This window comes from Bacillus sp. z26, from assembly GCF_058313635.1.
The window spans coordinates 1,082,953-1,095,818 of record NZ_JBZFQM010000001.1 but is presented as its reverse complement, the minus strand read 5'-3'; the positions used below and the strand labels follow the sequence as shown (position 1 = coordinate 1,095,818).

Below are 12,866 nucleotides of genomic sequence, written 5' to 3'. Positions count from 1 at the left end.
TGAACTGCCCCGTAAAAGTTAGACACTAATCTAATTTTTATGGGGGTTTTTTTATGGCAAAATCAACTGTTGAACAAAGAATCCAAGCGGTTCAACGTTATGTAAATGGATATGAAAGCATGAATGAAATTGCGAAAGATATTGGTGTTACAACACGGGTTATGAGTGTCTGGGTTCGCCTTTATCAAGCGAACGGTAAAGAGGCATTCTTAAAACCCTATACAAACTATTCTGCTGAGTATAAAATAAGTGTACTAAATTATATGAACGAAACAGGTACATCTTCAACTGACACAGCTGCGATATTTAACATTTCATCTCCGGGCATGATTCGAAATTGGAAGAAGAAGTTTGAAATTGGCGGTTATGATGCCCTTGTTTCTAAGAAAAAGGGGCAAACATCCATGAAAAAGAACACGAAAAAAACAATGAAGCCTGTACCGGCAGAAGGATCTGTAGAAGAACTTGAAGCACGTATAAAGCAACTGGAAATGGAGAATGCGTATTTAAAAAAGTTAAACACTTTAGTTCAAATGCAAGAAAAATTACCAACCAAATCAAAGCGCAAGTAATTTATGAACTAAAGGAAATCTATGAAGTGGTGGAGTTAATCAAAGTCGCCGATATTCCACGCAGCACTTATTATTACTGGGAAAAGCATTTGAGTCGTGATGATAAATACGCCAACGTAAAAGCTGCTATTCATTCCATTTATCACGAACATAAAGGGCGTTATGGGTATCGTCGAATAACTAAAGAATTAAAGAAATATGGTTTTAATCATGATCCAAAAACAATTAATAGATTGATGAATACCATGGGCATTAAATGCGAAGTTCGAATGAAAAAATACCGTTCTTATAAGGGAAACGTCGGAAAAATTGCACCAAACATTTTACAACGGAATTTTAAAGCAGAAAACATGAATGAGAAATGGGTAACAGACGTGACAGAATTTCATCTATTTGGTGAGAAACGTTATTTATCGCCAGTACTAGATCTGTGTAACGGTGAAATTATTGCCTATTCGGTGATGAGCCGACCGGTGTATAAGTTGGTAGACGATATGTTAAAACAAGCAATAACTCGTCTTCAACCTGGTGATGAAGTCATTCTTCATTCGGACCAAGGGTGGCACTATCAAATGAAACAATATCAACGAACATTAAAACAACATAAGATTACACAGAGTATGTCCCGTAAGGGCAACTGTTTAGATAATGCAGTCATAGAAAATTTCTTTGGCTTATTAAAATCCGAGCTACTTTATCTACAAGAATTCGAAAGTATGGAGCATTTTGAGAAAGAGCTGGCAGAATATGTTTACTATTATAATAACAAACGAATGAAATCAAAATTAAAAGACCTAAGCCCGGTGGAATACCGAACTCAGGTCCTTGAAGTAGCCTAAATACATATGTCTAACTTTCTTGGGTCAGATCAATTATCGGGCGCTTTTCTTCATTCATTTTCCAGTAAACCCAATTCCAATCCGCGCTTTGCTATAAGATGGTCTACTTCCTTTGGTAATTCATCCAGGGAGCCGAATTCCGTACTCCAATAATTTGTAAAGGAATCCACGCAAATCGGAAAGGTTAAAGCATTGGTATCCTGTAAATCTTTTTGAAAATCATGGAGTATGTGATTGATATCCATTTATGAATGACAGCCTTTCTTTTATAAAAAATCAGATGGACGAAAGGTTTTACACCCAGTATCGCCGCTTCTTAAAGCGCGTTCCTCAGAATACATATTTACTTGTATTTTTTCTGCTGCACATTTATTACCCTGTTTCCAAAAATGGCAGCTGTTTACGGAGCACTTAACACCATTAGGCATAGAAAAAATCCCTCCTTTACTTTGTATCATGTATCAATTGCTCTCTCATATGTAAAGTAAATATAGGAAGAAAAAAACCCGAATCATCAAGATTTCGGGCTATCACATATTATTAGTAGTTCAAGGCTTTTTGAAGGGAGTCTAGATTGTCTTTCGCAATAGAAAAATAATCGCGCCCTTTATCGATATCATCCTGTGTTAGAATAGATAAATTATGAATAGGCAATGATGTCAGTTTAGCCTCTTTTTGTATAATGTCAGTTAATTTACTGTTAACATTTTGTTCTACTAGTATATATTTAAGTTCATGTTCCTTGGCAGTATCCACAAGTTTCTCAAGTGATTTTTGAGTTGGTTCTTCAGAAGTGGATAGACCAGCCACGCTTATTTGTTCCGTACCGTACCGTTCTTCCCAGTAACCAAAAGCTGCATGAGAAACAAGGAATTCATTATGTTTTGCCTTGCTGAATACGTTTGTATATTCTGTATTCAACTCATCAAATTTTTTAACTAATGCTTCGTAATTTTTTTCGAATGCTGGTTCTTGTTCTGGCATTTTCTCAATCATTGAATCTTTAATGTGTTTTGCCATTTCCTTTGCGTATAGCGGATCGATCCAAAGGTGTGGGTCGACTGTTCCGTGATCATGACCGTCATCTTCGTGATCATCTTCGTGTTCATGAGCATCAAGTTCTACCTTTTCGCCAATGGCAATCATTTCAACGTTTTCGTTAGCAAGTGTTTTGGTTACATTGTTTGCAAATCCTTCGAGATTATATCCAATGTAATAAAATAAATCAGATTCAGCGATATTAATAATATCCTGTTGTGTTGGTTCAAACGTGTGCTCATCTACACCTGCTGGATAAATAGATGAGACATTTACATAGTCTCCGCCAATCTGTTTGGTCATATATTCTAATGGATAGACAGTTGTATAAATGGAGAGTTGATTTTCATTTTGGGTGTTAGCCGTGCTATTGTCACCCTTGCATCCAGTAAGAAAAATAGATGCCCCAAGTATGAGGGCGAATATAAATGATGTTTTTTTCATAGCAGTATCCTCCCATTAATCGTATTCATTACGATTTATTTAACAAAAAAAAGATAAATCGAAAAGATTACGATTTACATATCTATAAAGTATGATACACGGCTTTTTCCGGTAAATCAAGAGTCTTTTTTTTCTTGTTTTGGAGGTACAGGATCAAAACCGCCAGCATGAAGAGGATGGCATTTAGATATACGTTTTATGGTGAGCCAGGTACCCTTCATTGGGCCGAAACGTTCAATTGCTTCTATGCCGTATTGGGAACATGTTGGATAAAATCTGCAACTGGGCGGCTTTAAGGGTGAAATGGCTATTTGATAAAAGCGGACTATTTTTAATAATATTTTTTTCATTATATAGGCTTCCTTTTGGAGATTCATTTCATACAATCATATCATAATGCCTTATGTGGCAAACTTCAAACTTTAGGGATGAAATATCAAGCAATAAAAGGTAAAATAAGGAATAGTTGAAAGGGAGGTTTTATTATGCCATCTGTTGAAAGTTTTGAATTGGATCATAATGCTGTTAAAGCCCCGTATGTTCGTCATTGTGGAGTTCATAAGGTTGGAAGCGATGGAGTTGTTAATAAATTTGATATTCGTTTCTCCCAGCCTAATAAACAGGCTATGAAGCCGGATGCTATTCATACTTTAGAGCATCTATTAGCATTTAATATCAGGAAGTATTCTGAAGGTTATTCTCACTTTGATATAATTGATATTTCTCCAATGGGATGCCAAACAGGTTTTTATTTGGTGGTCAGTGGTGAACCAACAGTCGAGGAGATTATTGACGTACTCGATAAAACGATGAAAGAAGCTGTTGAGATCACAGAAATTCCAGCAGCAAATGAAAAGCAATGCGGTCAAGCTAAGCTTCATGATCTCGAAGGTGCAAAAAAGTTAATGAAATTTTGGTTAACACAAAGCAAGGAAGATTTGAAACAAGTATTTGCTTAAAAGAACTAGAATCCCCATTTAATATGGGGATTCTTTATTGTCATTTACTCCGGAGGTTCTAGATTGATGAATCTCTTCCCCGTCTATATGTGAATTTTGATCTAATGGGTCAATGGTGTGTTTGTATTCGTATGCTTTATTCGTAACAAGTGCAGTAATTCCTATTACCAGCACGATTATAATTGAGCCTATCACAAATATACCTGTCATTCCCATGTGCTTCCCCCCAGTCTTTCATTTTCATTATACCATTGCCGTTAAAATCATCTTCCAATATGTAGTTGTCCATGTCTGTTACTGATCGAGCTAGTAATGCTTTATAAATAGGAATCTTCAGAAATAAAAAAAACCTCCTGTACAGAAGGTTTGTCTATGTATTCGTTTATATTAATGTAAATATTTTGAGGTGGGTGATTGGATATCTTCCTTTGCAAATCGTTTTTTTAGGCTATCAATTATGTATATCCCCATTAGATTATATAGCTCCCGATCTTCCAGTTCGTTAATTAATTGCATAACATCCTTACGATCGAGTTGTTCCAATACGGCTAAAGCTAGTATATCAATATCCTCGTCATCGCCAGTTAATTTATCACGATACAATTGGTACAATTCATCAATAAAATTCACTGAAAAGAACTCCTTTCAAATTTGAAAATCACGATTCATATAGTAATTATTTACCCCAACCTTTATAAATGTACTCTTGTTAAGTAGAAATTATTATCAATTCAATCTGTGTGGGCCCAATATTTGATAATTGTTCAAGATTTCAGGAGATGAGAGTTAAACGCTTAGCTGACCAGCTCTGTAATAAATGAGTTACCTTTTTGATATAATTGAGCTAACTAAAACAAGAAAGGCGGAGAAACGGGATGGAAATATTTGAAGATAGTAACGGTAATGAGGTCCACTTCCATGAAGAACAAGGTCATTTTGAAAATGAAGCTGGCCATGTATTAGTCATATGCCGGTATAAAGGAAAATGGGTTCTTACTAATCATACCAAAAGAGGTATCGAATTTCCTGGAGGGAAGGTAGAAAAAAATGAAACCCCTGTTCAGGCTGCCCTTCGCGAGGTACATGAAGAAACAGGGGGAGAAGCAAATCAGCTGACTCCAATTGGTGAGTATAAAGTATTCGATCCAGCCGGTGCTTTTATAAAGGCTGTTTTTTATGCAGAGCTAACTGCTATTACGTCGAAAGAGGATTATATGGAAACGGATGGACCCGTTATACTGTCCGAACTGCCGTGTGATTTTCAAAAGAGCGCACGATTCAGTTTCATCATGAAAGACCAGGTAATTTTGATATGCCTGGATAAAATTAATCAATTACATTTACAGTAAACGGTCACGTATCAATTTAGCTTCGATAAACTCGACCATTTTATACATAATCGTTGCAAATACAGCTATAAGGAGTAAAGCCATTAAAACAAGTGTGAAATTAAACACCTGGAAACCATAGATAATTAAATATCCAAGTCCCTGAGAAGAAACGAGGAATTCTCCGACAATGACACCAACCCAAGCCAGACCGACATTTACCTTCAATGTGGATATGATGACTGGAAAGGAATACGGCAAGACCGCTTCCTTAAAGATTTGCATACGGCCAGCATTAAATGTTTCCAGTACCTTTATATAATTAGAATCAATTTCCTTGAAGCTCGTGTAGACGACAATGGTTGTAACAATGACTGAGATAATGATTCCATTGGTGATGACAGATGACAATCCCGGTCCCATCGCTACAATAATAATAGGTCCAAGCGCAACCTTTGGCATAGCATTAAAGATAACTAAATAAGGGTCCAATACTTTGGATAGCATTGGAGACCACCACAAGGCAACTGCTAGAAGTGTCCCTAATAATGTTCCTAATATAAAGCTGACTACCGTCTCAAACAACGTCAATCCGAGATGGCTGAGCAGGCTGCCATCCTGTATTTTTTCAATCAGCATCTGGGCGATACTGGAAGGAGAGCTGAACAGGAGGGGGTCTATCCAGTTAAAGTGGCTTGCCATTTCCCAAAAGGCAAAAAATAAAACGAATATAACAGCCTGATAGAGCCAAACTTTATGTTGAGTGCTTTTTAATTGTTGGATATAGTTTTTGTGGAGAAGGTTTATTTTATGGTTATGATCCGCCAAACTGTTCCATCTCCTTCCATATAAGCTGAAATACATCTGAATAGTCTGGATGATTTCTTGCTTCAAATGGGGACAACGCTCTTAACTCTATTGGGATATCAAACTCCATATGAATCTTTCCCGGTTTAGGAGAAAGCAGGAAGACACGATCACTCATGGCGACGGCTTCTCCTATATCGTGTGTAACTAGAATGGCGGTTTTTTTAAAGGATTTCAATGTGCTTGCAACAATATCCTCGAGTTTGAGTTTGGTTTGCAAATCCAGAGCAGAAAAAGGTTCATCGAGCAAGAGAAGGGTTGGATTTGTTGCCAGGGTTCTTACAAGAGCGGCCCGCTGTCGCATTCCGCCTGATAGTTCTCTTGGGAATTTGTTTAATACATCTTTTAGACCGATTTCATCTAATAAGGAGATTGCTCGTTCTTCTTGCTTCGGATCTAGCTGCTTTAATAATTTTAGTCCAATCAGAATATTTTCTTTAATCGTTTTCCATGGAAATAAATAATCCTGCTGCAGCATATATCCGATATCCTGACGATTAGTAAGGACATCTTTTCCATATAGCTTTACCTTTCCTTCGCTAGGATTAAAGAGACCGGATATAATGGACAGCAGTGTAGTTTTGCCACAGCCGCTTGGGCCAAGGAAAGAAATAAAATCTCCTTCCTCGACCGTTAGCGATATATTTTCTAACGCTATAGATGCTTGTGTTTTAGATAAATAGAGATGTGATACATTCTCTATTGTTAATAAAGGCATATCTTCTGCCTCCTTACCTTATTTGGAAACTTCCTCTGCAATTTTTGTATTGACGAGGGTTTTGTGATCAATAAATGAATCTATTTCACCAGCTTCTTTCATGATATCCTGTAGATTTAGCCATTCTTCTTCGTCGAGAATTGGATTTAGGGCAAAGGATTCCTGTGATTTATATCGATCAATAGCCATTTCAATAATCTCAACATCTGTATCTTCAAAATACGGATGGATCGCTTTTGCGACTTCACCGGAATCTGTTTCTTCAACCCATTTTTGTGCTTTATAAATTGCTTTTGTAAAACTTTTAACTAAATCTTCATTTTCCTTCAAATAGCTTTCTTTTGCCATAAAGGTGGTGTATGGCACATGCCCTGATTCTTTTCCGAAGGAAGCAACGATATGTCCTTTTCCTTCTTTTTCGAAAACACTTGCCTGAGGTTCAAATAACTGTACATAATCGCCTGTTCCTGAAGCAAAGGCATTGGCAATATTGGCAAAATCAATATTTTGAATTAATTTTAGATCTTTTTGAGGATTGATATCATGTTTTTTTAGCACATATTCTCCAACCATTTGCGGCATACCGCCTTTTCTCTGCCCGAGAAATGTACTGCCTTCTAGCATATTCCAGTCAAAGTTATCGATTTTCTCTCTTGAAACAAGGAAGGTGCCATCTGTTTGTGTAAGCTGGGCAAAATTAATAACAGGATCTCTTGAATTTTGTCCATGAACATAAATCGAAGTTTCCGATCCGACAAGCGCGATATCAGCGCCGCCAGAGAGAAGCGCAGTCATTGTTTTGTCACCGCCCCATGCGGTCTGCAGGTCTACGTCGAGTCCTTCATCCTTAAAAAAACCTTTTGCCAGAGCAACATATTCAGGTGCATAAAAAATGGAGCGAGTGACTTCTGATACTTTAACTTTTGTCATTTTTTCAGTTGGTTCACTATCTTTGCAAGCCGATAAGCTAAAGATAAGCAGAATAGAGATCATACAGAAGAAGCTGGTTTTAAGATAATGTTTCAAGGGAATTTCCTCCTTAGTAGGCAGTATGTATGCCAAAGTTTAGTTAATCGTATTGTATGTATAGGGTATATATGTGTGAATGCCCATAATACATCGTAGAGGAGTCCGGGTTATGCAGAAACTACAATCGTCACTGGGAAGTATCATAGATAAACGTCGATATCCATCACCGCATCCGGATATAGACTTATTTTTGGTCACCTATTTATCGAATGGGCTGCTGGTTAAGGGCCTCTTAGCTGAGCCTAAAGTAAATGAAATAATAGATGGATTTTTATATTTACGGGGAGGCATTAAAAACGTTGGAAAAGTCCGTCCAGGCCGTATCATTCAGTTTGCCAGTCAGGGATTTGTTGTGTTTGCTCCATTTTATCGTGGTAATCAGGGGGGAGAAGGAGAAGAAGATTTTGCCGGAGAGGATCGATGGGATGCCATTGCGGGATTCGAACTCTTGAAGCAGCACAAAAAAGTAAATCCAAACAGGGTACATATCTTCGGCTTTTCTCGTGGAGGCATTATGGCATTGTGGACCGCTATATACTGCCAGGATGCAGCTTCACTTGTGACATGGGGAGGAGTATCAGATATGGTTTTGACCTATCTGGAGCGAATAGATCTGAGAAGAATGTTAAAAAGAGTCATTGGAGGTACGCCGAACAAGCTGCCGGATGAATATAAATATCGTACTCCCTTATATAATATTGATAAAATCACATGTGATGTTCTGATTATTCATGGTGAGAAAGATGAGAATGTTTCAATTGAACACGCCAATACATTGAGAACGCGGTTGAAGGATCAAGGAAAGAGTGTAGAGGCGTGGTACTTTAAGGATTATACTCATTATTTCCCTCCTAAAATGAATCGACAGATCGTAGCTGATTTGACGAAATGGATGAAAGAAGCAGCCTCAAATGGTACTATTGAAATAAAAACATGAAAGAGGGGAGTGGGAGACTTGGGTATGCCAATGGAATTGAATACACTCATTGTGACAAAGGCAAGTGAAAAAAGAATCGGGGAGAATCTCTTTATTCTAAAAAAAGAAGGATATCGCTTATATCCAATCGAGATTCCGATAGAGGTCAGAAGAACGCTTGACGGAGAATCGCGAGGAACAGCGCTGATAAGAAAAGTAGAATGGGAAAAAAAGTATACAACTGTTACATATGAATTGATTTCTCTAAATTCCAGTAATTAAAATTCAATAAAGAATGCAATAACGAACCTTTCCCTGAACTTTGTTTGGCATAAGGTTTGTTTTTGTTTTAAGAAATTACCGGATCGTTAGTATTAAGACGTGAATAAAAAATGGTGCCTTGAAAGCCATATGTAATGACTTTAAGACACCATTGCTTATTAAATCGTAACCGGTCCGCCTTTTGATTCTATTTCAGGACTGATATTTTTGAATTCCTTGAAATTTTCTCTGAACTTATTAGCCAGCTCATTGGCTTTTGTATAATAGGCTTCTTGATTTTTCCAAGTTTTCTGTGGTTGTAAAACTTCATCAGGAACCCCAGGAACATGTAAAGGAATCGCGAGTCCGAATATACTGTCCTGAACCGTTTCGATATTGGTCAGTTCGCCCTCTAATGCAGCCTGAATCATCAATCGTGTATAAGAAAGCTTCATACGGCTACCGGTTCCATATTCGCCTCCGGTCCAGCCTGTGTTAACCAAATATACCTGAACTTGATGTTCCTCAATATTTTTACCCAGCATCTCAGCATACTTTGTTGGATGCAGCGGAAGGAACGGTGATCCGAAGCAGGTAGAAAAGGTTGCCTGCGGTGAAGTAATTCCGAGTTCAGTGCCGGCTAACTTACTTGTATAACCGCTTAGGAAATGATACATGGCCTGTTCCTTTGTTAATTTACTGATTGGAGGCAACACACCAAAAGCATCAGCTGTTAAAAAGATGATTGTATTAGGATGTCCTGCAATACTTGGTTTGACGATGTTTTGCATGGCTTCTATAGGGTAAGCTGCACGTGTATTTTCTGTCAGCATCCCATTATCATAGTCTGCAACTCTCGTATGTTCGTCCACAATTACATTCTCCAGCACAGAACCAAACCGGATTGCGTTAAATATTTGAGGTTCTTTTTCCTGTGAAAGATTAATGCATTTGGCGTAACATCCGCCTTCAATATTAAATACACCTTCAGGTGACCAGCCATGTTCATCATCACCAATTAAACGACGGTTTGGATCGGCTGATAAAGTGGTTTTTCCTGTCCCGGACAGACCGAAGAAAAGAGCAACATCGCCTTCGAATCCTACATTAGCCGAACAATGCATGGAAAATACATTCTTCTCTGGGAGCAAGTAATTCATAATAGAGAAAATGGATTTTTTCATTTCTCCAGCGTATTCAGTGCCTCCGATTAAAACGACCTTTTTCTCAAAAGAAATAATGATAAATGTTTCTGAATGTGTACCATCCACTAGAGGATCTGCTTTAAAGCCAGGGGCTGAGATAATTGTAAACTCAGGTGAATGATGACTGAGCTCTTCTTCAGTAGGTCGAATAAAAAGCTGATGAACAAATAAATTATGCCAGGCATATTCATTAATGACTTGAATGGGAAGGCGGTAATCTTTTGAAGCACCGGCAAATCCATTAAAGAGGAATAATTCGTCTCTTTTTTCGAGGTAATCCATTACTTTCTCATATAGTTTTGAAAAAACAGCTTCTGATATAGGCTGATTGACGCTCCCCCAGGCTATTTTATCTTTAGTGGAAGCTTCTTCAACAATATATTTATCTTTTGGGGATCTACCGGTATATTTGCCTGTTTCTGCTTTAACAGCTCCGGTAGATGTAAGGACTCCCTCTTTTCGGGTTAATACTTTTTCAACTAACTGTGGCACAGAAAGCTGAATATGAATATTATCATGAGTAAGTGATTGCTTCAATTCATTGGAAACTCCTATATAGGTCATACGAGATCATCCTTTTCCAGAATTTTGGTAAGTATATTATATGAAAATTAGTATAACACATTTAATTTAATTATCCATACTAATTATATTATTTTTCAAGATAAGGGCTATATAATTATATTTAGATAATAAATAAAGTATATAATGACGTATTCTTTGATAATTTATCTAAAAATGAAGCGGAATATCTCTATCTGGTTATTTTGAATTTTCATACATTAATTATATCAATATTATTTTTAGAATGCGAATTTTATACTTTGAGTTATTCTGTTCCTCGGTCATTCTAAATGCCATGTGTCAACCTAACAATATATTCCTATTTATTTATTGACAGGATTTATTGGATAAGATATCATATACATTTGATATGGATACTCTTATCAAGACTCGGTGGAGAGACGAGCTCTATGAAGCCGGGGCAACCTGCAGTTTGATTCATTTGTAATCACGCAAAGGTGCTAACTTGATGCAAGGTTATATTGCCTTGAACGATGAGAGTGAAAGGCAGATTTCTGAGACTTCGACCTTTCCTCTTTTTAAAGGAGGAAAGGTCTTTTTTTATATAATCAGGAGATAATTAATGATAATGAGTAGCCATTAAACAGGGAAGTTGAAGGAGGAAAAAATATGTCTAATAAAAGACATTTGTTTACATCAGAATCTGTAACAGAAGGTCATCCAGATAAAATTTGCGATCAGATCTCAGATTCTATATTGGATGAAATCTTAGCCAAGGATCCAAATGCAAGGGTAGCTTGTGAAACCTCTGTTACTACTGGTTTAGTTCTAGTTGCTGGGGAAATCACTACATCTACGTATGTTGATATTCCAAAAATAGTTCGCGATACCATCAAAGGGATTGGTTATACGCGAGCTAAATATGGATTTGATGCAGAAACTTGTGCTGTCTTAACCGCGATTGATGAACAATCCGCTGATATTGCCCAGGGTGTAAATCAGGCTTTGGAATCAAGAGAAGGTACAATGTCTGATGAAGAGATTGAAGCTATTGGAGCGGGGGACCAGGGACTTATGTTTGGATTTGCCTGCAATGAGACAGAAGAATTAATGCCTCTTCCAATCTCTCTTGCTCACCAATTATCCAGAAGGCTGGCTGAAGTTCGTAAACAGGATATTTTGCCATATTTGCGCCCGGATGGAAAAACACAAGTTACGGTAGAATATGATGAAAACAAAAAACCAGTTAGAATAGATACAATCGTTATCTCCACTCAACATGACGCGGAAACAACACTTGAACAAATTAAGAAAGATCTAAAAGAACAAGTGATCAAGCCGGTTGTTCCTGCTCATCTTATAGATGAAGAGACGAAATACTTTATTAACCCAACAGGCCGTTTTGTTATTGGCGGACCACAAGGGGATGCTGGCCTGACGGGACGTAAAATTATTGTTGACACATATGGTGGATATGCACGCCATGGTGGAGGAGCATTCTCTGGTAAAGATGCTACGAAGGTAGACAGATCTGCAGCTTATGCAGCCAGATATGTAGCTAAAAATATTGTCGCCGCGGGTCTTGCTGATAAAGCCGAAGTCCAATTGGCTTATGCAATCGGTGTGGCAAAGCCGGTATCTATTTCAATAGATACTTTCGGTACTGGTAAAGTTGATGAGGAAAGATTAATTGAATTAGTACGTGCTAACTTTGATCTGAGACCTGCTGGCATCATTAAAATGCTTGATTTAAGACGTCCAATTTATAAGCAAACAGCAGCTTATGGCCATTTTGGTCGCAATGATTTGGATCTTCCATGGGAGAGAACAGATAAAGTGGCGGTTTTACGTACTGGGGCTGGTTTATAAGAAGTAGAATGAAAGAGGTAATATAATACCTCTTTCAGACTGTAGACAAAATCCTTATTTTAGGGGACCTTGTCTGCAGTTTTTTTGTTTTTGCTATTCTCTCCTTTCCGATTTATGCTCTTTTCCGCGGGCATACTGCAGATAATAGGACAAATGAATTCATAATATGGCACCTATAGAGCCATTCTGAATTCATTTTGTCTACAATCCGTAAGAGGCATAAAAATGCCTCTTTTTTTTTTTGTCGAACAGTGGTAGAATTTGGGTGTGTTATATTTTGGAAATTTAGTGGTTAT

The 12,866-nt window shown here is 37.5% G+C and carries 16 protein-coding genes and 1 riboswitch; of the genes, 6 read left to right on the top strand and 10 right to left on the bottom strand.

Going from position 1 to position 12,866, the window contains the following annotated elements; all coding sequences use genetic code 11:
• The first annotated feature begins 53 nt into the window (after window positions 1–53).
• Window positions 54–1,411 (top strand): IS3 family transposase gene (locus tag AC4G3K_RS05140; protein WP_491132024.1). Its coding sequence is split into 2 segments (ribosomal slippage): window positions 54–522 and window positions 522–1,411, totalling 1,359 coding nucleotides; the frame shifts between segments, so codons are not numbered across the junction.
• Window positions 1,412–1,461: 50 nt separating this feature from the next.
• Here AC4G3K_RS05140 and AC4G3K_RS05135 read toward each other — a convergent pair.
• The 4 genes from AC4G3K_RS05135 to yidD all read right to left on the bottom strand — a co-directional run bounded on the left by AC4G3K_RS05135 (window position 1,462) and on the right by yidD (window position 3,243).
• Window positions 1,462–1,656, bottom strand: coding sequence for a hypothetical protein (locus AC4G3K_RS05135; RefSeq protein WP_491132640.1), 195 nt, complete (start codon window positions 1,654–1,656; stop codon window positions 1,462–1,464).
• A gap of 21 nt (window positions 1,657–1,677) precedes the next feature.
• The gene (locus AC4G3K_RS05130) at window positions 1,678–1,839 is read right to left on the bottom strand and encodes a DUF1540 domain-containing protein (protein WP_491076195.1); all 162 of its coding nucleotides are present in this window, start codon (window positions 1,837–1,839) and stop codon (window positions 1,678–1,680) included.
• A gap of 112 nt (window positions 1,840–1,951) precedes the next feature.
• Window positions 1,952–2,893 (bottom strand): metal ABC transporter solute-binding protein, Zn/Mn family, encoded by a 942-nt coding sequence (locus AC4G3K_RS05125; RefSeq protein WP_491132639.1) that lies wholly within the window; start codon window positions 2,891–2,893, stop codon window positions 1,952–1,954.
• Window positions 2,894–3,009: 116 nt separating this feature from the next.
• Window positions 3,010–3,243: a membrane protein insertion efficiency factor YidD gene (gene yidD, locus AC4G3K_RS05120; protein WP_491076193.1), complete on the bottom strand. Its 234-nt coding sequence runs from the start codon at window positions 3,241–3,243 to the stop codon at window positions 3,010–3,012.
• Between the two features lie 135 nt (window positions 3,244–3,378).
• Between yidD and AC4G3K_RS05115 the strand changes: the two genes are divergently transcribed.
• Complete coding sequence (locus AC4G3K_RS05115) at window positions 3,379–3,852, top strand: S-ribosylhomocysteine lyase (RefSeq protein WP_491076192.1); 474 nt, start codon at window positions 3,379–3,381, stop codon at window positions 3,850–3,852.
• 18 nt (window positions 3,853–3,870) lie between these two features.
• On the opposite strand, the gene ytzI is transcribed toward AC4G3K_RS05115, so the two are convergent.
• A complete protein-coding gene (gene ytzI / locus AC4G3K_RS05110; protein ID WP_491132638.1) occupies window positions 3,871–4,068 on the bottom strand; it encodes a YtzI protein in 198 nt (65 codons plus the stop codon).
• Between the two features lie 171 nt (window positions 4,069–4,239).
• Window positions 4,240–4,482 (bottom strand): DUF6154 family protein, encoded by a 243-nt coding sequence (locus tag AC4G3K_RS05105; protein ID WP_491076190.1) that lies wholly within the window; start codon window positions 4,480–4,482, stop codon window positions 4,240–4,242.
• A gap of 245 nt (window positions 4,483–4,727) precedes the next feature.
• On the opposite strand from AC4G3K_RS05105, the gene ytkD reads away from it, so the two are divergent.
• The gene (gene ytkD / locus AC4G3K_RS05100) at window positions 4,728–5,201 is read left to right on the top strand and encodes an RNA deprotection pyrophosphohydrolase (protein WP_491132637.1); all 474 of its coding nucleotides are present in this window, start codon (window positions 4,728–4,730) and stop codon (window positions 5,199–5,201) included.
• On the opposite strand, the gene AC4G3K_RS05095 is transcribed toward ytkD, so the two are convergent.
• Genes AC4G3K_RS05095 through AC4G3K_RS05085 form a run of 3 tightly spaced genes read right to left on the bottom strand, consistent with a single transcriptional unit; the run spans window position 5,193 to window position 7,758 of the window.
• Window positions 5,193–6,008: an ABC transporter permease gene (locus tag AC4G3K_RS05095; protein ID WP_491076188.1), complete on the bottom strand. Its 816-nt coding sequence runs from the start codon at window positions 6,006–6,008 to the stop codon at window positions 5,193–5,195. The two genes, ytkD and AC4G3K_RS05095, sit on opposite strands and share 9 nt — an antisense overlap.
• The gene (locus tag AC4G3K_RS05090) at window positions 5,995–6,765 is read right to left on the bottom strand and encodes an ABC transporter ATP-binding protein (RefSeq protein ID WP_491132636.1); all 771 of its coding nucleotides are present in this window, start codon (window positions 6,763–6,765) and stop codon (window positions 5,995–5,997) included. The genes AC4G3K_RS05095 and AC4G3K_RS05090 overlap by 14 nt, the downstream gene beginning before the upstream one ends.
• Before the next feature lie 18 nt (window positions 6,766–6,783).
• Window positions 6,784–7,758 carry an ABC transporter substrate-binding protein gene (locus tag AC4G3K_RS05085; protein WP_491132662.1) on the bottom strand — a complete coding sequence of 325 codons (975 nt, stop codon included), beginning with the start codon at window positions 7,756–7,758 and terminating at the stop codon, window positions 6,784–6,786.
• Between the two features lie 145 nt (window positions 7,759–7,903).
• Between AC4G3K_RS05085 and AC4G3K_RS05080 the strand changes: the two genes are divergently transcribed.
• On the top strand, window positions 7,904–8,731 hold the full coding sequence (locus tag AC4G3K_RS05080) for an alpha/beta hydrolase family protein (RefSeq protein WP_491132635.1): 828 nt from the start codon (window positions 7,904–7,906) through the stop codon (window positions 8,729–8,731).
• Window positions 8,732–8,749: 18 nt separating this feature from the next.
• The gene (locus tag AC4G3K_RS05075; RefSeq protein ID WP_491132634.1) at window positions 8,750–8,992 is read left to right on the top strand and encodes a DUF2584 domain-containing protein; all 243 of its coding nucleotides are present in this window, start codon (window positions 8,750–8,752) and stop codon (window positions 8,990–8,992) included.
• Window positions 8,993–9,150: 158 nt separating this feature from the next.
• On the opposite strand, the gene pckA is transcribed toward AC4G3K_RS05075, so the two are convergent.
• Window positions 9,151–10,740, bottom strand: coding sequence for a phosphoenolpyruvate carboxykinase (ATP) (gene pckA, locus AC4G3K_RS05070; protein WP_491132633.1), 1,590 nt, complete (start codon window positions 10,738–10,740; stop codon window positions 9,151–9,153).
• Window positions 10,741–11,117: 377 nt separating this feature from the next.
• Window positions 11,118–11,241: riboswitch (SAM riboswitch) on the top strand.
• A 129-nt stretch (window positions 11,242–11,370) separates the two neighbouring features.
• Between pckA and metK the strand changes: the two genes are divergently transcribed.
• Window positions 11,371–12,570: a methionine adenosyltransferase gene (gene metK, locus AC4G3K_RS05065; protein WP_491132632.1), complete on the top strand. Its 1,200-nt coding sequence runs from the start codon at window positions 11,371–11,373 to the stop codon at window positions 12,568–12,570.
• Window positions 12,571–12,866 lie beyond the last annotated feature (296 nt).

What these genes read in the sequence shown, in the direction of transcription:
- AC4G3K_RS05135 (WP_491132640.1), bottom strand. Translation starts at nt 1,656, where the DNA reads ATGGATATCAATCACATACTCCATGATTTTCAAAAAGATTTACAGGAT.
- AC4G3K_RS05130 (WP_491076195.1), bottom strand. Translation starts at nt 1,839, where the DNA reads ATGCCTAATGGTGTTAAGTGCTCCGTAAACAGCTGCCATTTTTGGAAA.
- AC4G3K_RS05125 (WP_491132639.1), bottom strand. Translation starts at nt 2,893, where the DNA reads ATGAAAAAAACATCATTTATATTCGCCCTCATACTTGGGGCATCTATT.
- yidD (WP_491076193.1), bottom strand. Translation starts at nt 3,243, where the DNA reads ATGAAAAAAATATTATTAAAAATAGTCCGCTTTTATCAAATAGCCATT.
- AC4G3K_RS05115 (WP_491076192.1), top strand. Translation starts at nt 3,379, where the DNA reads ATGCCATCTGTTGAAAGTTTTGAATTGGATCATAATGCTGTTAAAGCC.
- ytzI (WP_491132638.1), bottom strand. Translation starts at nt 4,068, where the DNA reads ATGGGAATGACAGGTATATTTGTGATAGGCTCAATTATAATCGTGCTG.
- ytkD (WP_491132637.1), top strand. Translation starts at nt 4,728, where the DNA reads ATGGAAATATTTGAAGATAGTAACGGTAATGAGGTCCACTTCCATGAA.
- AC4G3K_RS05090 (WP_491132636.1), bottom strand. Translation starts at nt 6,765, where the DNA reads ATGCCTTTATTAACAATAGAGAATGTATCACATCTCTATTTATCTAAA.
- AC4G3K_RS05085 (WP_491132662.1), bottom strand. Translation starts at nt 7,758, where the DNA reads ATGATCTCTATTCTGCTTATCTTTAGCTTATCGGCTTGCAAAGATAGT.
- AC4G3K_RS05080 (WP_491132635.1), top strand. Translation starts at nt 7,904, where the DNA reads ATGCAGAAACTACAATCGTCACTGGGAAGTATCATAGATAAACGTCGA.
- pckA (WP_491132633.1), bottom strand. Translation starts at nt 10,740, where the DNA reads ATGACCTATATAGGAGTTTCCAATGAATTGAAGCAATCACTTACTCAT.
- metK (WP_491132632.1), top strand. Translation starts at nt 11,371, where the DNA reads ATGTCTAATAAAAGACATTTGTTTACATCAGAATCTGTAACAGAAGGT.